This window comes from Rubellimicrobium thermophilum DSM 16684, assembly GCF_000442315.1.
GTDB lineage: Bacteria > Pseudomonadota > Alphaproteobacteria > Rhodobacterales > Rhodobacteraceae > Rubellimicrobium > Rubellimicrobium thermophilum.
Genome location: NZ_KE557324.1, coordinates 225,542 through 242,902 on the forward strand (window position 1 = coordinate 225,542; position 17,361 = coordinate 242,902).

The following is a 17,361-nucleotide window of genomic DNA, read 5'->3' on the forward strand; positions in this document are numbered from 1 at the left end:
CCACAGGACTGCCTCATGATTCCCTGCCATTCCGGAGAGAGCCGATGAACCCGCTGCGCGTTCTTGTCGTCGGGCTTGGCACGATGGGGCGGAGCCATGCCCTGGCCTATGCCCGCAATCCGGATTTCGCCATTGCGGGGCTTGTCAACCGCTCGCCGGTCGTGCTGCCGCCGGAACTGGCCGATCATCGGATCGAGACGGACTTCCACGCCGCCCTGGCGCGGCTCCGGCCCGATCTCGTCTGCATCGCCACCCATACGGACAGCCATGCCTCCTATGCGCTGGCCGCGATCGAGGCGGGGGCGCATGTCTTCGTGGAAAAACCCCTGGCCGCGACGGTGGAGGAGGCGCGCCGCGTGGCCGAGGCTGCCCGTCGCGCGGGCCGCAAGGTGGTGGTGGGCTATATCCTGCGCCATCACCCGAGCTGGCAGCGCCTGATCGCCGAGGCGCGTGCGCTGGGCGGCCCTTATGTCTTCCGGCTCAATCTCAACCAGCAGTCCTCCGGGCCGACATGGGCGGTGCACAAGCGGCTGATGGAGACGACATCGCCCATCGTGGACTGCGGGGTGCATTATGTGGATGTGATGTGCCAGATCACCGATGCCCCGCCCGTGGAGGTGCGCGGCATGGGCCTGCGCCTGTCGGACGAGATCGCACCCGACATGTACAATTACGGCCATTTCCAGGTGCTCTTCGCCGATGGGTCGGTCGGCTGGTACGAGGCCGGATGGGGCCCGATGATGTCCGACACCGCCTTCTTCGTGAAGGATGTGATCAGCCCGCGTGGTGCCGTCTCGATCCGCATGCAGGAGGAGGGGGCGAGATCGGACGATCATGCCACGCATACCGCGACCCAGACCCTGCGCCTGCACCGCGTCGGCGCCCCGGACGAGGACATCTCCATGGCGGGGGAGCCGGGTCATCAGGCGCTGTGCGACCGCGAGCAGGCCTTCGTTGCCCGTGCCATCCGCGAGGACATGGACCTCGCGCGACATCTGGAGGATGCGCTGCGCTCGCTGGCCGTCTGCCTCGCCGCCGACGAGAGCGTGCGCAGCGGCCGTCCCGTCCGTCTGCAGGGGCGGGTCTGATGCGCGCCGCCGAATATGACCGCACCGGCCCCGCGGCCGAGGTGCTGCGCCTTGTGGATCTGCCCGTGCCCGATCCCGGCCCCGGCGAGGTGCGCGTGCGCGTCATGGCATCGGCCGTCAATCCGACCGACACCAAGGCGCGGGCGGGCCGCAGCGTGGCGGGCGGCATGGCCTTCCCGGCGGTCACGCCGCACATGGACGGCGCGGGCGTCATCGACGCGGTGGGCAAGGGCGTGGACCCCGCCCGCGTGGGGCAGCGCGTCTGGCTCTGGTTCGCCCAGAGGGGCCGCCCGCGCAGCACCGCCGCCGAATGGTGCACGCTCCCCGCCCATCGCGCCGTGCCCCTGCCCGAAGGGACGAGCTGGGAGGAGGGCGCCTGCCTCGGCATCCCCGCGATGACCGCGCATTACGCGCTTCTGGCCGATGGTTCCATCGAGGGGCGCACGGTGCTGGTGCAGGGGGGTGCGGGGGCGGTGGGCTTCTATGCCGTCCAGATCGCCCGCCTGTCGGGTGCGCGCGTCCTGGCTACCGTGAGCCGCCCCGAACAGGCCGCCCTGGCCGAGGAGGCCGGGGCCCATGCCGTCCTGAACCGCCATCAGGGCGATCTGGCCGGGGCCATCCGCGCCCTGGCTCCCGACGGCGTGCACCGGATCGTCGAGGTCGCGCTGGGCAGCAATCTCGATCCCGATCTGGCGGTGCTCGCGCGCGGGGGGACGATCGCCTTCTATGCCTCCGATGCCGAGCCGCGGCCCCTGCTCGATGCCCGCGCCCTGATGGGGCGCGACGCCCGCCTGCATGGCGTCCTGATCTACGAGGCCCCCGAACCCGCCCTGGCCGCCGCTGTCGAGGGGATCGGCACCCTGCTCGCGGCGGGACGGCTGCGCCATCGCATCGGCCTGCGCCTGCCGCTCTCGCGCATCGTCGAGGCGCATGAGGCGATGGAGGCGGGGCGCGTCATCGGCAAGATCGTGCTGGATCCGTCGTCATGATCGGGGGCGCATGACGCAACGGAACGGTCCCGGGGGGGTGGCGCGGCGGGCGCGCTCCGCATGGACTGGACAGGTGCAGGCCGGACAAGGGAGGATGCCATGAGGGATGCGGTCATCGTCAGCACGGCGCGCACGGCCATCGGCCGGGCGTTCCGCGGGGCGCTCAATGCCACGCCCTCGCCCAGCCTTGCCGCCCATGCGATCCGTGCCGCCCTGGACCGCGCCGGGATCGAGGGGGGCGAGGTCGAGGATGCGATCCTCGGCACCGTGCTGACTGCCGGGACCGCCGGCATGAACGTCGCGCGCAACGCCGTCCTTGCCGCCGGCCTGCCCGAGACGGTGCCGGCCCAGACCGTGGACCGCCAGTGCGCCTCGGGCCTCATGGCCATCGCCGGGGCCGCCCGCCAGATCCGCGACGAGGGGATGCAGATCGTCCTGGCCGGCGGGCAGGACAGCATCTCGCTGGTGCAGGAGCGCTACTTTGCCTGGGTGGCCGAGGCGCGCGATCCTGCCGTCACGGCCGCAAGCCCCCATGCCTACATGCCCATGCTCCAGACCGCCGAGGTGGTCGCCGCCCGCTATGGCATCTCGCGCGAGGCGCAGGATGCCTACGCGCTCGAAAGCCAGCGCCGCACCGCGGCCGCCATGCAGGCGGGCCGGTTCGATGCGGAGATCGTCCCCTTCCGCACCGTGATGCAGGTAAAGGACAAGGCGACCGGCGCCGTGTCCGAGCGCGAGGTCCGGCTCGACCGTGACGAGGGGCCGCGCCCCGACACGACGGCCGAGGGCCTCGCCGCGCTGAAACCCGTGATCGAGGGCGGCACCGTGACGGCGGGCAATGCGAGCCAGCTCTCCGACGGCGCTTCGGCCTGCGTGCTGATGGAGGCGCGGGAGGCCGAGCGGCGGGGCCTCGCCCCCCTCGGGCGCTATGTCGGCATGAGCGTGGCGGGCTGCGCGCCCGACGAGATGGGCATCGGCCCCGTCTTCGCGGTGCCGAAGCTTTTGTCGCGCTTCGGTCTCTCGGTGGACGACATCGATCTGTGGGAGCTGAACGAGGCCTTTGCCGTGCAGGCCCTCTATTGCCGCGACCGGCTCGGGATCGATCCGGCGCGCTTCAACGTCAACGGCGGGGCCATCGCGCTCGGCCATCCCTACGGGATGAGCGGGGCGCGCCTCGCGGGGCATGCCCTGATCGAGGGGCGGCGGCGCGGCGCCCGGCGGGTCGTCGTGACGATGTGCATGGGCGGCGGCATGGGCGCGGCCGCCCTGTTCGAGATCCTCTGACGAGGGGGCACGCCGTGCTGAGCTTCCCCTTCCCCGAACCCCCGCCCCCCGGCGAATGGCACGAGGTCGCGCCCGGTCTGCTCTGGGCGCGCCTGCCGCTGCCTTTCCGGCTCGATCATGTGAATATCTACGCCATCGCCGACGGGGATGGCTGGGTCCTGTTCGATACGGGCATCGCCGACGACACGACGCGCGCCCTGTGGGACCGGCTTCTGCCCGCGCTCGGCCCTGTGCAGGCGCTGATCGTGTCGCACAACGACCCCGATCACATCGGCCTGGCGGGGTGGCTCTGCGACCGCCTCGACGTGCCGCTGTGGACAAGCCGCGCCAGCTTCCTGTCCGCCACCGCCCTTGTCCGGGCTCCGGCGCTGATGGAGGCCGCGGACCATACCCGCTTCTACACCCGCCACGGGCTCGGGCCGGAGGTCGTGGCCCTTCTGGCCGCGCGCGGCCATCGCTACCGGCGCCTGCTGTCGGATCCGCCGCCGCGCTATCGCCGTCTCGCCGCGGGGATGGTCCTGCGCCTCGGCGGGCGCGACTGGACGGTGCTGACGGGCGAAGGGCATGCGCCCGAACAGGTCATGCTCCATGCCCCGGCCGACAGGCTTCTGCTCGCGGCCGATCAGATCCTCGAACAGATCAGCCCGAATGTCTCGGTCAGTGCCCTGGAGCCGGAGGGCGATCCGCTCGGGGACTATCTCGCCTGTCTGAGGGGCTGGCGGCGCGGACGGATGGCGGCACCCTCGTGCTGGCGGGGCACCGGCGCCCCTTCCTCGGGCTGGCCGAACGGGCCGCCGCGCTGCACGCCCATCATGCGGCGCGCTGCGATCTCATCCTCGGGGCCTGTGCAGAGGCGCCGCGCAGCGCAGCCGATCTGCTTCCCGTGCTGTTTCCGCAGGCGCTCGATGCCCATCAGACGGCTTTTGCCGTCGGCGAGACGCTGGCCCATGTCAACCGCCTCGTGGCGGAAGGGCGCCTGAGCCGGGACGAGGGGCCCGACGGCCTGTGCCGCCTGCGCCCGGCCACGGCCGCGCAATGGCCTGTCCTGCGCTGCGCAGCGGGGAGGGCCTGACGCCATGCGCCTTGTCTCTTCCGTCCGCACCGGCAGCGACAGCTTCCGCGCCAATCGCGCCGCCCATCTGGCCGCCCTGGCCGAGGTGGAGGCCGCGGCCGCCCTGGCGCGGGCAGGGGGCGGGGATGCGGCCCTGGCCCGGCATGTCGCGCGCGGCAAGATGCCCCCGCGCGAGAGGGTGGCCAACCTGCTCGACCCCGGCTCTCCCTTTCTCGAAATCGGCGCCACCGCGGCGCATGGGATGCACGGGGGAGAGGCGCCTTGCGCGGGGCTGATCGCGGGCATCGGCCGCGTCATGGGACAGCAGGTGATGGTGGTGGCCAATGATGCCACCGTGAAGGGCGGCACCTATTACCCGACCACCGTCAGGAAACATCTGCGCGCCCAGGAGATCGCCGAGGCCTGCCGCCTGCCCTGCATCTATCTGGTGGATTCGGGCGGGGCGAACCTGCCTCGTCAGGACGAGGTCTTCCCCGACCGCGATCATTTCGGACGCATCTTCTACAATCAGGCGCGGATGAGCGCCGCCGGCATCCCCCAGCTTGCCGCCGTGATGGGGTCCTGCACCGCCGGAGGGGCCTATGTGCCGGCGATGGCCGACCTGTCGGTGATCGTGCGCGGGCAGGGGACGATCTTCCTTGCCGGCCCCCCTCTCGTGCGGGCCGCGACGGGCGAGGTGGTGTCGGCCGAGGATCTGGGCGGGGGCGATGTGCATACCCGTCTGTCGGGCGTCGCGGATTACCTGGCCGAGGACGACGCCCATGCCCTGGCGATCCTGCGCCGGGCCGTGGGGGGGCTGAACCTGCCCCGGCCGGACGGCCCGCGGCGCGAGGCGCCCGAACCCCCCGCCCATGACCCCGAGGAGATCCTCGGCATCGTTCCCGCCGATCTGCGCACGCCCTGGGACATCCGCGAGGCGATCGCCCGCATCGTGGATGGAAGCCGCTTCGACGAATTCAAGGCCCGCTTCGGCGAAACGCTGGTGACCGGCTTTGCCCATCTCGATGGCTGGCCGGTGGGAATCGTCGCCAGCAACGGCGTGCTGTTCTCCGAAAGTGCGCAGAAGGGCGCGCATTTCGTGGAGCTGTGCAGCCAGCGTCGGGTGCCGCTTCTGTTCCTGCAGAACATCACGGGCTTCATGGTGGGGCGCCGCTACGAGGCCGAAGGCATCGCCCGACACGGCGCAAAGATGGTGACAGCGGTGGCGACGACGGCCGTGCCCAAGATCACCGTCATCGTCGGCGCCTCCTATGGTGCGGGCAATTACGGCATGGCGGGGCGGGCCTATGGCCCCCGCTTCCTGTGGACATGGCCGAATGCACGCATCGCGGTGATGGGGGGGGAACAGGCGGCAGGCGTGCTCGCCCAGATCCGGCGCGAGGGGATCGAACGGGCCGGGGGGAGCTGGAGCGCCGCCGAGGAGGCCGCCTTCCGGGCGCCGATCCTCGAGCAGTTCGAGCGCCAGAGCCACCCGCTCTATGCGAGTGCGCGGCTCTGGGACGATGGGATCGTGGATCCGCGGCGCACGCGCGAGGTGCTGGCCCTGTCGCTGGCGGCGGCGCTGAACGCCCCATCGGCGAGACGCGCTTCGGCGTGTTCCGGATGTGAGAGGGAGGGGGGCGACGCATGTTCCGCCGCATCCTGATCGCCAACCGCGGAGAGATCGCCTGCCGGATCATCGCCACAGCCCGGCGGATGGGGTGGAGACGGTCGCCGTGTTCTCGGACGCGGATGCCGGAGGCGCGGCATGTGGCGCTGGCCGACCGGGCGGTGCGGATCGGCCCGCCCCCGTGGGCGAAAGCTATCTGCGCGCCGACCGCATCCTGGCGGCGGCTCTGGACGCAGGGGCCGAGGCGATCCATCCCGGCTACGGATTCCTCAGCGAGAACCCGGATTTCGCCGAGGCGGTCGAGGCGGCAGGGCTGGCCTTCATCGGTCCTCCGGCGGCGGCGATCCGGGCCATGGGGCTGAAGGATGCGGCCAAGCGGCTGATGGCGCAGGCCGGGGTGCCGGTCGTGCCAGGCTGGTCAGGCGAGGACCAGTCGCCCGGCCGGCTTCTGGCCGAGGTAGAGAGGATCGGTTTTCCCCTGCTCATCAAGGCTGTCGCCGGGGGCGGGGGCAAGGGGATGCGCCTCGTGGAGCGCCCGGAGGACTTTGCCGCTGCCCTCGCCGCCGCGCAGGGAGAGGCCCGCACCGCCTTCGGCAACGCCGCGGTGCTGATCGAGAGATACATCCCCTCCCCCCGTCATATCGAGGTGCAGGTCTTCGGCGACGGCACCCGCGCAGTGCATCTGCACGAACGCGACTGTTCGCTCCAGCGGCGTCATCAGAAGGTCATCGAGGAGGCGCCCGCGCCGGGCATGACCGCGGCGATGCGCCAGGCGATGGGCGCCGCGGCGGTGCGCGCGGCCCGAGGCCATCGGCTATCGCGGGCCGGGACGGTCGAGTTCATCGCCGACCCCTCGGACGGCCTGCGCCCCGATCGCTTCTGGTTCATGGAGATGAACACCCGCCTGCAGGTCGAACATCCGGTGACCGAGGCCGTGACGGGGATCGACCTCGTGGAATGGCAGCTCCGCGTGGCAGCGGGCGAGGGGCTCCCGCTCGCCCAGGATGCGATTCCCCTGTCCGGCCATGCCGTCGAGGCCCGGCTCTATGCCGAGGATGTGCCGGCCGGCTTCCTGCCCGCCACCGGACGCATCGCCCATCTGCGCTGGCCCGAAGGCCTGCGGATCGAAACGGGCGTCCGGCAGGGGGATGCCATCTCGCCCTGGTATGATCCGATGATCGCCAAGATCATCGCCCATGGCCCGACGCGCGCCGTGGCGCTCGCGCGGCTCGCCCAGGGGCTGGAGGCCACCGAGGTGGCGGGAACGGTGACCAACATCGCCTTCCTGCGCCGCCTGCTGCGGCACCCCGATGTCCGGCAGGGCAAGGTGGATACAGGGCTGATCGGGCGCGATCTGGCGGCTCTCTGCGCCCGGGCGGCCCCGGATGCCGCGGTCCTGGCCATGGCGGCGCTGGCGGCGGCCGGCTTGCTCGACGGGGAACCGGAGCATGCCGGCTTCGCGCTCTGGGGGCCGCTCAGGCGGACAGTGGCCTTCGGGGACGGCGGATCGGCCTGGATCGAGACGCTGGGGCCGGGGCGGCACCGGATCGGGACAGCGGCGGGCGAGGCGAGGGTCGAGCGGCGCGCCGGACGGTGGTGGGTGGATGACGCACCGGCCCCGCGCGCGGTGCGTCATTCCGGCGGGGTCAGCGTCTGGGCCGGTGATGGCGAATGGCATGTCGTCCTGCCTGACCCGCTCATGCGGGAGGCCGTGGCAGCGGCTGGCGAAGGGGTGCTGCGGGCCCCCATGCCGGGGCTGGTCAAGGCGCTCTCGGTGCGGGCGGGGGCGCGCGTCAGGCGGGGCGATGGGCTGGCGGTGCTCGAGGCGATGAAGATGGAACATCGCCTGACCGCGCCCCGCGACGGCGTCGTGGAAGAGGTGACCGTGGCCGAAGGGGATCAGGTCGAGGCAGGGGCCGCGCTCATGCGGATCGGCGGGGAAGCGGGCGATGGATAGCGTGGAGGTGGTGGAGGTGGGCCCCCGCGACGGCCTCCAGAGCGAGACCCGGGCGATTCCGGCAGCCCGGAAGGTGGCGCTGGTCGATGCCTTGTCGGCCTGCGGCTTCCGGCGGATCGAGGCGGCCTCCTTCGTCTCGCCCCGCCGGGTGCCGCAGATGGCCGATGGGGCCGAGGTGATGGCCCGGATCGCCCGTCCGCGCGGCACCGCCTTCATGGCGCTGGTGCCGAATCTCAGGGGCTATGCGGCGGCGCGTGCGGCGGGGGCAGACTGGGTGGCCGTCTTCGCCGCGGCGACCGAAGGGTTCAGCCGTGCCAATCTCAACGCCTCGGTCGGCGCGGCGCTGGACCGCCTTGCAGAGGTCGTGCAGGCTGCCCGGGCCGATGCCGTGCCGGTGCGAGGCTATGTCTCGGTCGTCACCGATTGTCCCTATGAAGGGCCGGTCGCCCCGCAGGCGGTTGCGGCAGTGGCCGGGCGGCTTCTGGAGATGGGCTGTGCCTAGATCGCGCTGGGCGAGACGCTGGGCCGGGCCACGCCCGACCGGGTGGGGGCGATGCTCGATGCCGTGCTGGAGGTCGTGCCGGCCGGGTGTCTGGCGGGGCATTTCCACGACACGGGCGGCCGGGCCCTGGCGAATGTGGAGGTGGCCCTGTCGCGCGGTCTGCGGGTGTTCGACGGATCGGCTGGCGGGCTTGGGGGGTGCCCCTATGCGCCGAGGGCCCCGGGCAATCCCGCGACGGAGGCGCTGGTGGACCGTCTCGCGGCGCTGGGTCTTGCGACGGGGATCGACCGCAAGGCCCTCGCGCGGGCGGCCGCGATGGCAAGGGAGATGCGGGCATGAGCGAAGAGACGATCCGGCTGACCGTGGATGGGCGAGGGGTCGCGCGCCTGACATTGGCGCGCGGTGTGCGGCACAATGCGCTGAACGCGGCGATGATCGCCCGGATGACCGAGGCCGCGGCACAGCTTGATGCCGATGACAGGGTGCGCGTGGTGGTCCTTGCGGGCGAGGGCAGAAGCTTCTGCGCCGGCGCCGATCTGGCCTGGATGCGCGAACAGATCGAGGCGGATGCGGCGGGGCGCGAGGCCGCGGCGCGGGCCCTGGCCGGGATGCTCGGGGCCTTCTGGCGGCTGGGCAAGCCGCTGGTCGCCCGGGTTCAGGGTGCGGCGTATGGCGGCGGGGTGGGCCTTTTGTGCCTGGCTGATGTGGCGGTGGCGGCCGATGATGCGCGCTTCGCCCTGACCGAGACGCGGCTCGGGCTGATCCCGGCCACGATCGGCCCCTATGTCGTGGCGCGTCTGGGGCCGGCGGCCGGGCGGATGATCCTTTCCGGACGGGCCTTCACGGCGCAAGAGGCGGTCTCGCTCGGCCTGCTGGTCCGCAGCGTGGTGCCCGAGGCGCTCGATCGCGCGGTGGAAGAGGAGGTCGCGCCCTTCCTGCACTGCGCGCCCGGGGCCCTGCGCGAGGCCAAGGCCCTGCTGCGGGCGCTGGGGCCGTCCGTGACCGAAGAGGCGGTTGCCCTCGGCATCGAGGCCCTGATCCGCCGGTGGGAGAGCGCCGAGGCCGCAGAGGGGATCTCCGCCTTCCTGGCTCGCGGCCGACCCTCCTGGCAGGGGGGGCGAACAGGGGGGGAGAGGCGGCCGCGCCGTGAAGACGGGCCTGAGGACATGCCGGATGCAGAGGTCCCGCGGGGGCTCGGGCGGGGCTTGACCTTCCGGGCGGGCTCTGCCGATCCTGCCGCCGGGTCTTGTGGGGGTCGGGCAGGGCCCGGTCCGCCGCCGGTCCGGAGAGATGGCAGGGCGGGGGCCGGTCACCGGTCCGCCAGAAGCGAAGAGGGCACCGGCCGGGGATGGGGTCTGCAGGCGCGGGGCGCAGGACAGGGGATGGCGGCCTTGTGCCCCTGCCGACCGGCATGGCGATCGACGCTCTCATGGCGGTGGCCCCTGCGGGGCTGGCGATCATCGATCGCGATCTGTGCTTTGTGCGGGTCAATGCCCGTCTGGCCGCCATGAACGGCCTGCCGGCAGAGGATCATGCCGGCCGTCCGGTGGCTGCCGTGATCCCGGATCTGGCCGGCCAGGTCGAAGCGGCGATGCGCCGGATCCTTGCGGGCGAGGATCCGGCCGAAACCGTCTTCACGGGCGAAACCCCCGCCAGGCCCGGCGAACAGCACAGCTGGCGCACGAGCTGGCGGCCGCTGCGGGGGGCGGACGGAGAGGTGCTTGGCGCAGTCGTCGCCGTCGAGGAGATCACCGCAGAGAAGGTCGCGCTGCGGCGGCACGACTATCTGCTGAGGCTGGAGGAACGGCTGCGGGGGGCCAGGGGGGCCGATGCGGCGCTCGATGCCGCCTGCGCCATGCTCGGCGAAGAGCTCGGGGCGACCTTTGTCGGCCTCAGCCGGGTCGAGGAGGACGGAATCCACGGCGTGGTGGAGAACGAATGGCGTGCAGGCGACACGCCCTCGCTGCTGCGCCGCCGCCGCCTCGACGAGTTCGGCGCAGGCCGGCTCGGCCCCCTGCTGCGCGGCGAAACGGTGATCGTCGAGGATGTCCTGCAGGATCCGCGCGTGCCGGACCCGTCGGGCTATCTGTCTAACGGCTCGCGGGCCTCGGTGGATGTGCCGCTGCTGCGCGAGGGGCGGATGCGGGCGCTGCTCTTTGCCGCCGATGCCCATCCCCGCCGCTGGACCGCAGCCGAGGTGGCCTTGGTCGAGGAAACGGCCGCACGGGCCTGGGAGACGGCGGAACGCGCCAGGGCCGAGGCCGCCCTGCGCGCCAGCGAGGCGCGCTTCCGCCAGATGGCCGAGGCGGTGCAGGAGGTCTTCTACGTCGTGGCGCTGGAGGATGGACGGCTGTCCTATGTCAGCCCTGCCTATGAGGTGATCTGGGGACGCCCCGTCGCGGCCCTGTTGGCCGATCCGCAGGGTTTCGCGGCCTTTGTCCATCCCGATGACCGCGCCGCCATGGAGGACCGCAGGGCCAGGCTCCAGCGCGGCGAGGCTGTCGAGGGGCGCTATCGCATCATCCGCCCCGATGGGTCGATCCGCGACATCCGCGATCGGGTGGTGGTTGCCGCCGATCCGGTGACAGGCCAGCGGCGGGGGATCGGGCTGGCCACCGATGTCACCGATCAGCGCCTTGCTGAAGAGCGTCTCCAGCTTGCCACCGAGGCCGCCGGAATGGGGATCTTCGACATCGACCTCGTCACCGGGGCGATTTCCTGGGATGCCCGCCTGCGCGCGATGTGGGGCGTGGCGCCGGATGTCCCGATAACGGACGAGATCTTCGTCGCGGGGATCCATCCGGAGGACCGGGTGCTGATGCGCGCCGCCGTGGCGCGGGCGCTCGATCCCAGGGGCGATGGGGGCCTATCGGGCCGAATACCGTCTGCTCGCCCGGGACGACGCGCCGGAACGCTGGATCGCCACCGCCGGCCGGGTCCATTTCCTCGGCGGGCAGGCGGTGCGCCTGGTGGGGATCGTGCGCGACATCACCGCCCGCAAGCGCGCCGAGACGGCCCTGGCCGAGAGCGAGGCCCGCTTCCGCACCCTTGCCAACACGCTGCCCGCCCTGATCTTCCTGACCGGGGCAGGGGGCACTCTGTGGGTCAATGACCGCTTTGCAGACTATACCGGCCTGCCGCCTGCCCGTCTGCTGGGCGAGGGATGGCGCGCCGTGATCCACCCCGAGGAGCGGGACAGTGCCGGACTGCCGCCGCCGGGGGATCCGGTCGATGCCGCGACCGTCGCGGCCGAATGGCGCTTTCGCCGGGCTGACGGGGTCTGGCGCTGGCATCTGGTGCGCAGCAGCCCCGTGCCGGGCCCGGCCGGCGGCACGCTTCAATGGGTCGGGGCGGCGGTGGATATCCAGGATCTCGTCGAGGCGCGCGAGGCCCTGGCCGCGTCGAGCCTCGAGATCGAACGGGCGAATGCGGAACTGGAGCGGCGCGTGGCCGAACGCACCGCCTCGCTGGCCGAGGCCAATGCCCGGCTCGCTGCCGAAATCCGGGAGAAGGAGGCCGCCCAGGCCCAGCTCATCCAGGCGCAGAAGCTCGAGGCACTGGGCAGTCTCACCTCGGGCATCGCCCATGACTTCAACAACATCATCGCGGCCATCGCCGGGGGCTTCCAGGTGGTGGAGCGGCGTGCCCGCGATCCGCGCCTGATCGAGGTGGCGCGCCACGGGGTCCGTGCGGCCGAAAGAGGCGGCCTGCTGGTCAAACAGCTTCTGGCCTTTGCCCGTCAGCAGGTCCTGGCGCCGCGGGCCGTGGATCTGGCCGCCTTGATGGAGGAGGCCGAGCCGCTGCTCGCCCGGTCGCTGGGGCCGGGAGTGGCGCTCTCGGTCGAATGCCCCCCCGGACTGCCGCCGGTGCAGGTGGATCCGGTGCAGCTCGAGACTGCGCTCATCAATCTGGCCGTCAATGCCCGGGATGCGATGGAGGGCCGAGGCCGGGCCACCCTGTCGATCCGCCTCTCGCCGGCAGAGGATCCGCAGCGCCCGCCCGAGATGGAGGACCGCCCGGCCGTTGCCCTCACCTTCGCGGACGAGGGCTGCGGCATCTCTCCCGACCTGCTGGAGCGCGTTCTCGAACCCTTCTTCACCACCAAGGAGCCGGGCCGGGGGACGGGGCTGGGGCTGGCGATGGTGCACGGCTTCGCGCGCCAGTCCGGGGGCGCGCTGCGGATCGAAAGCCGCCAGGGAGAGGGAACGCGCGTCACCCTCTGGCTGCCGCTGGCCGAGGGGCCGGATGCGGCCGCCAAGGCTGACGAGGCCGGGGCCCCCATCCGCTCCTCGCCCGGTCTCTGTGTCCTTCTTGTGGACGATGATGCGGCCGTGCGCGGGGTCACGGCGGCCCAGCTCCAGGATCTCGGCTTCCGCGTGATCGAGGCGGACGGGGCAGAGGCGGCGCTGGCCCGGCTGCGCGCCGAGCCGGCCATCGCGGTCCTGCTGACGGATGTGGTCATGCCGGGGCGCGATGGCGCGATGCTGGCCGCCGAGGCCCGTGCGATGCGGCCCGGCCTGCCGGTCCTCTTCATGACCGGCCATGCCGATCGTCAGCGGCTCGAGGGCGAGATGATCCTCGACAAACCCTTCACCTACGAAGGTCTCGCCCGCGCCCTGGGCGAGGTGCTGGACCGGCACTGAAGGACAGCAGGCGACCGAGGCGGCGGCGCGGTCCTTGTCAGCCGGGCGGGCCCTTCCCATCTGTGTCGCACGGCAATCGATGGGGGCAATCAGGGGTCGTCGGGGTGATGACCGGGGCAGGCTGGGCTGCGCGCCGGCGCCGTTCGGAGGGCCGCTCGAGGCCGAAGAGCTGGTTCTCGCTCGGTCGCAGGGGGTGGTGCTGGCCTATGATGCGGCACAGGCCGGATGGGTTCCGGCCGACTGCCGCGACGATCTGGCGCCCCCGCCGCCCCCGCCGGCCGCGGGCGGGGGTGGCCCGCCGGCTCTGACCTTCCGCGACTGGACCGCCGCCGATGCCCCCCTCTATCGTGCGCTGCTGGATGATCCGGCCGTCTGGCGCTTCCTGCCCGAGGATCACCGCCCCCTGACCGATGAGGATGCCCTTGCCCTGATCGCGCTGGCCGGGGCGCCGCATCATGCCGTCCGTGCCGTGCTGGCCGACGGCGAGCCGGTCGGGCAGGTCCGGCTGCTCTGGGGGCCGGACGAGGGGGAGGCCGAACTGAGCTACTGGCTCGGCCGCCGCCACTGGGGACGGGGGATCGGCTCGGCGCTCGTGAAGCAGGCTGTCGCGTGGGCCTTTGCCGGCCATCCCGCCCTGCGCGTGCTGACGGCCCGCGTCCATGAGGGGCATGCGGCCTCGTTGCGCATCCTGTGCGGGGCGGGCTTTGCCATGATCGGGCGCGAGGGGCCATGGCTCCGCCTTTGCCTCCGTCGCCCCGACCGGGGTTGCCCCGACGCCGCGCCGGCATCGCCCATGGGCGAGATGTCGGGAGGCGGGGAGTCGGGAGGCGGGGCGTCGGGGGGTGGGGTGTTGCGCGAATCGCCCGAGGACCGTTCGGTCCTGTAGGAAAGCCTTAATCTTTGTCTGAGAAACCGCTCGCATGCGTATCCGTCGGGCGGGCGGTTGCGCGTCGTCGAACCCCGCCCTAGAAGCCAGCCAGTCCTGCGGAGGCCCGTTCATGCCCCTGTCCGATCTCGAACCTGTCATCGAAGCCGCCTGGGAGGCGCGCGAATCCCTCTCTTCCGCCACGCGGGGCGAGACGCGCGATGCCGTGGAGGCGGTTCTGGATGCGCTGGATCGCGGGGAGCTGCGCGTTGCCGAACGGCAGCCGGACGGGGTCTGGCGTGTCAACCAGTGGGCCAAGAAGGCGGTCCTGCTCAGCTTCCGCCTGCGGGACATGGAGCCGATGTCCGGCGCGCCCCAGGGTGGCCACTGGTGGGACAAGGTCGACAGCAAGTGGAAGGACTGGGATGCGGCCCGCTGGCGCGAGGCGGGGTTCCGCGCGGTTCCCGGGGCGATCGTCCGCCGTTCGGCCCATATTGCCCGGGGCGTCGTCCTGATGCCGAGCTTTGTCAATCTCGGCGCCTATGTGGGCGAGGGGACGATGGTGGATACCTGGGCCACGGTGGGGTCCTGCGCCCAGATCGGCCGCAATGTGCATCTCTCGGGCGGGGTCGGCATCGGCGGCGTGCTCGAGCCGATGCAGGCGCCCCCACGATCATCGAGGACAACTGCTTCATCGGTGCCCGCTCCGAGGTGGTCGAGGGGGTGATCGTGCGCGAAGGGTCGGTCATCGGCATGGGGGTCTTCCTCGGCCAGAGCACGAAGATCGTGGATCGGGCCACGGGTGAGGTCACCTATGGCGAGGTGCCCCCCCTGGTCGGTGGTGGTGGCGGGGTCGCTGCCCTCGGCGGGCGGGGTCCATCTCAACTGTGCCGTGATCGTCAAGCGCGTGGACGAGAGGACCCGCGCCAAGACCGGCATCAACGAGCTGCTGCGGGACTGAAGGGAGGCCGGGGTTCCTCAGCCCCCCTTCAGGCCTCCAGTGTTCGGGACAGGACGGCCGTCAGGTCCTGTTCCTGGAAGGGTTTCTGAAGGAGCGGGCTGCTTTCGAATCCCGCCGGCAGGCCCGAGGTGCCATAGCCGGTCGCGAAGGCGAAGGGGATGCCGCGTGCGCGCAGCCGTTCGGCCACCGGCGCCGTCGTCGCCCCTGCCAGATTCACGTCGAGCAGGGCGGCGTCGATCGCTTCGCCATCGGCCAGCTCCAGCGCCGTCTCGATCCGTGCCGCCGGCCCCACGACCGCCGCCCCGTGATCCGTCAGGATATCCTCGATGAGCATGGCCACGATCGCTTCGTCCTCGACCACGAGGATCCGCTTGCCCGACAGGCTTGCCCGTTCCGTCATCATCCCTCCACGGTCAGCGCCTGTCGCAGCCCCTGTGCCGGCCGGTCGCTGTCTTCCGGCGGCAGGAGATAGGCTTTTGTGCTGGCGATGCAATCCATGCACTCAGCTGTCCTTGCGTTGTCCGATCCGTGGCTCGGTGCCGGCCCGGAGCCGTGCGATGTTCCCGCGGTGGCGCCAGAACACCACAAGGGCCAGCGCGGCCGCGGCCAGGGTCAGGTCGCCCCGTCCGGTTGTCGCCCAGGCCCATGGCGGCGACAGCCCCGCCGCGACCAGGGCCGCCAGCGAGGAGAAGCGGAACAGCGCCGCCGTGACGGCCCATGTCGCGCAGGCCAAAAGCCCCGCCGGCCAGGCCAGGGCCAGCATCAGGCCCAGGAAGGTCGCCACGCCCTTGCCGCCACGAAAGCCGAGCCAGACCGGAAAGCAGTGCCCCAGAAAGGCCGCGATGCCGGCCGCCAGCGCGGCCTGTTCGCCGGCGATGGTCCGGGCCAGCAGGACGGCTGCCGCGCCCTTGCCGCCGTCGAGCAGCAGCGTGGCCAGGGCGGCGGCCTTGCTTCCGGTGCGCAGGACATTGGTCGCGCCGATATTGCCCGATCCGATGGCGCGGATGTCGCCCAGCCCCATCGCACGGGTGATCAGGATGCCGAAGGGGATGGAGCCGAGCAGATATCCGAATCCGGTCCAGATCAGGATGGCGGTCGTCATGTCAGTCTCCCCAGATGCGGGTTCCGCCGACCCAGGTGCCGATCACGCGCCCCTGCAGCCGTGCACCGTCAAAGGGGGTGTTGCGCGACTTCGATCGCAGCGTGGACCGGTCGAGCACGAAGGGGATGTCCGGGTCGAACAGGACGAGATCGGCGGGCGCCCCGACAGCCAGCCGGCCCGTCGGCTGGTTCAGGCGCCGCGAGGGGTTCAGCGACAGCGCACGGAACAGGGCAGGCAGGGAGATGTGCCCCCCATGGACAAGCCGCAGTGCCGCCGGCAGCAGCGTCTCGAGACCCACCGCGCCGGGGGCTGCCGCTTCGAAGGGCAGGCGCTTGCTCTCCTCGTCCTGCGGGGTGTGCCAGGAGCAGAGCACATCGATGAGGCCCGCGGCCAGGGCCTCGACGCAGGCTGCGCGATCCGCCTCGCTCCGCAGCGGCGGGACCAGCTTGAAGAAGGTGCGGTATTCCCCGATGTCGAGATCGTTGAGCGTGAGGTGATGGACCGAGATTCCGGCCGTCACGTCGAGCCCGGCCTCCTTGGCCCGCCGCAGCGCCGGCAGGGCGGCGGCAGTGGTGACCTGATGGGCGTGGAAGGCGACGCCTGTCATCTCTGCCAGGGCGAGGTCACGCTCAAGGCCGATGCGCTCCGCGATGGGAGAGACGCCCGGCAGCCCCTTGAGCGTGGCGAGCTTGCCGGAGGTGGCCGCGGCGCCCTGCGACAGCCAGGGGTCCTGCGTCTGCGTGGCGACCAGCGCCCCGAGTCCCCGGGCATAGGTCATGGCGCGGGCCAGGACGCGGCTGTCCATCACGACCCGGTCTGCGTCGGTGAAGGCGACGGCGCCCGCATCCCGCAGGAAGCCCATTTCGGCCATCTCGCGCCCCTCGCGGCCCCGGGTCAGGGCTGCCATGGGCAGGACACGCACGGGGCATTCGCTGGCGGCGCGGCGGCGGACGAATTCGAGCGCTTCGGGGCTGTCGAGCGCCGGTTCCGTATCGGGCCGCGTCACGAGGGTGGTCACACCGCCCGCTGCCGCGGCAAGCCCGGCCGAACGCAGGCTTTCCTTGTGGCGCTCGCCCGGTTCTCCCACCTTGACGCCCCAGTCCACGATGCCCGGGGCCAGACAGCACCCCCTGCCATCCACGATGGTGGCAAAGTCGCCCTCCGGGGCTGCGGGAAACAGGCCGGCGATGTGCCCGCCTTCGATCACGAGTGCCCCCGGGGCTTCGGTCCCGGCCTCGGGGTCCACGAGCCGGACATCGCGGATCAGCGTGCGGGTCATGGGCCCTCCC

11 protein-coding genes and 6 pseudogenes are annotated in these 17,361 nt (G+C 72.0%); 14 read left to right on the plus strand and 3 right to left on the minus strand.

Annotated features, from left to right (window positions below):
* Window positions 1-44 precede the first annotated feature (44 nt).
* From RUTHE_RS13355 to dapD, 14 genes and pseudogenes are all read left to right on the plus strand, one after another.
* Window positions 45-1,088, plus strand: coding sequence for a Gfo/Idh/MocA family protein (locus tag RUTHE_RS13355; protein ID WP_021098994.1), 1,044 nt, complete (start codon window positions 45-47; stop codon window positions 1,086-1,088).
* Window positions 1,088-2,077: an NADPH:quinone reductase gene (locus RUTHE_RS13360; RefSeq protein ID WP_021098995.1), complete on the plus strand. Its 990-nt coding sequence runs from the start codon at window positions 1,088-1,090 to the stop codon at window positions 2,075-2,077. The genes RUTHE_RS13355 and RUTHE_RS13360 overlap by 1 nt, the downstream gene beginning before the upstream one ends.
* 99 nt (window positions 2,078-2,176) lie before the next feature.
* Window positions 2,177-3,361 carry an acetyl-CoA C-acyltransferase gene (locus RUTHE_RS13365; protein ID WP_021098996.1) on the plus strand — a complete coding sequence of 395 codons (1,185 nt, stop codon included), beginning with the start codon at window positions 2,177-2,179 and terminating at the stop codon, window positions 3,359-3,361.
* 119 nt (window positions 3,362-3,480) lie between these two features.
* Window positions 3,481-4,008, plus strand: a pseudogene (locus tag RUTHE_RS18685) (MBL fold metallo-hydrolase); the annotation flags it as partial.
* 236 nt (window positions 4,009-4,244) lie between these two features.
* Window positions 4,245-4,433: a hypothetical protein gene (locus tag RUTHE_RS18690; protein ID WP_425413947.1), complete on the plus strand. Its 189-nt coding sequence runs from the start codon at window positions 4,245-4,247 to the stop codon at window positions 4,431-4,433.
* A gap of 4 nt (window positions 4,434-4,437) precedes the next feature.
* A pseudogene (locus RUTHE_RS13375) lies at window positions 4,438-6,041 on the plus strand (carboxyl transferase domain-containing protein).
* A gap of 18 nt (window positions 6,042-6,059) precedes the next feature.
* A pseudogene (locus RUTHE_RS13380) lies at window positions 6,060-7,327 on the plus strand (acetyl-CoA carboxylase biotin carboxylase subunit); the annotation flags it as partial.
* Between the two features lie 462 nt (window positions 7,328-7,789).
* Complete coding sequence (locus RUTHE_RS17805; RefSeq protein WP_245542260.1) at window positions 7,790-7,999, plus strand: acyl-CoA carboxylase biotin carboxyl carrier protein subunit; 210 nt, start codon at window positions 7,790-7,792, stop codon at window positions 7,997-7,999.
* Window positions 7,992-8,840, plus strand: a pseudogene (locus RUTHE_RS13385) (hydroxymethylglutaryl-CoA lyase). The gene RUTHE_RS17805 and the pseudogene RUTHE_RS13385 overlap by 8 nt, the downstream one beginning before the upstream one ends.
* A pseudogene (locus tag RUTHE_RS17810) lies at window positions 8,837-9,610 on the plus strand (enoyl-CoA hydratase-related protein); the annotation flags it as partial. The pseudogenes RUTHE_RS13385 and RUTHE_RS17810, both read left to right, overlap by 4 nt.
* 302 nt (window positions 9,611-9,912) lie before the next feature.
* Window positions 9,913-11,613, plus strand: coding sequence for a PAS domain-containing protein (locus RUTHE_RS15630; RefSeq protein ID WP_211217759.1), 1,701 nt, complete (start codon window positions 9,913-9,915; stop codon window positions 11,611-11,613).
* Window positions 11,579-13,144, plus strand: a complete 1,566-nt coding sequence (locus tag RUTHE_RS17815) for a PAS domain-containing hybrid sensor histidine kinase/response regulator (protein ID WP_245542261.1) — start codon at window positions 11,579-11,581, stop codon at window positions 13,142-13,144. Before RUTHE_RS15630 ends, RUTHE_RS17815 begins: the two co-directional genes overlap by 35 nt.
* 79 nt (window positions 13,145-13,223) lie before the next feature.
* Window positions 13,224-14,030 carry a GNAT family N-acetyltransferase gene (locus RUTHE_RS15635; RefSeq protein ID WP_021099004.1) on the plus strand — a complete coding sequence of 269 codons (807 nt, stop codon included), beginning with the start codon at window positions 13,224-13,226 and terminating at the stop codon, window positions 14,028-14,030.
* Between the two features lie 112 nt (window positions 14,031-14,142).
* A pseudogene (gene dapD / locus RUTHE_RS13405) lies at window positions 14,143-14,970 on the plus strand (2,3,4,5-tetrahydropyridine-2,6-dicarboxylate N-succinyltransferase).
* 28 nt (window positions 14,971-14,998) lie between these two features.
* On the opposite strand, the gene RUTHE_RS13410 reads toward dapD, so the two are convergent.
* From RUTHE_RS13410 to pyrC, 3 genes are all read right to left on the minus strand, one after another.
* Window positions 14,999-15,370 (minus strand): response regulator, encoded by a 372-nt coding sequence (locus RUTHE_RS13410; protein WP_021099007.1) that lies wholly within the window; start codon window positions 15,368-15,370, stop codon window positions 14,999-15,001.
* Between the two features lie 102 nt (window positions 15,371-15,472).
* Entirely contained in the window at window positions 15,473-16,072 is a 600-nt protein-coding gene (gene plsY / locus RUTHE_RS13415; protein WP_021099009.1) for a glycerol-3-phosphate 1-O-acyltransferase PlsY, read from the minus strand.
* Window position 16,073: 1 nt separating this feature from the next.
* Window positions 16,074-17,351, minus strand: coding sequence for a dihydroorotase (pyrC, locus tag RUTHE_RS13420; RefSeq protein WP_021099010.1), 1,278 nt, complete (start codon window positions 17,349-17,351; stop codon window positions 16,074-16,076).
* Between the last annotated feature and the right edge of the window lie 10 nt (window positions 17,352-17,361).

Excerpts from the sequence above, each read along its gene's own strand:
- RUTHE_RS13355 (WP_021098994.1), top strand. The coding sequence starts at position 45 with ATGAACCCGCTGCGCGTTCTTGTCGTCGGGCTTGGCACGATGGGGCGG.
- RUTHE_RS13360 (WP_021098995.1), top strand. The coding sequence starts at position 1,088 with ATGCGCGCCGCCGAATATGACCGCACCGGCCCCGCGGCCGAGGTGCTG.
- RUTHE_RS13365 (WP_021098996.1), top strand. The coding sequence starts at position 2,177 with ATGAGGGATGCGGTCATCGTCAGCACGGCGCGCACGGCCATCGGCCGG.
- RUTHE_RS17805 (WP_245542260.1), top strand. The coding sequence starts at position 7,790 with ATGCCGGGGCTGGTCAAGGCGCTCTCGGTGCGGGCGGGGGCGCGCGTC.
- RUTHE_RS15630 (WP_211217759.1), top strand. The coding sequence starts at position 9,913 with ATGGCGATCGACGCTCTCATGGCGGTGGCCCCTGCGGGGCTGGCGATC.
- RUTHE_RS15635 (WP_021099004.1), top strand. The coding sequence starts at position 13,224 with ATGGGGGCAATCAGGGGTCGTCGGGGTGATGACCGGGGCAGGCTGGGC.
- RUTHE_RS13410 (WP_021099007.1), bottom strand. The coding sequence starts at position 15,370 with ATGACGGAACGGGCAAGCCTGTCGGGCAAGCGGATCCTCGTGGTCGAG.
- plsY (WP_021099009.1), bottom strand. The coding sequence starts at position 16,072 with ATGACGACCGCCATCCTGATCTGGACCGGATTCGGATATCTGCTCGGC.
- pyrC (WP_021099010.1), bottom strand. The coding sequence starts at position 17,351 with ATGACCCGCACGCTGATCCGCGATGTCCGGCTCGTGGACCCCGAGGCC.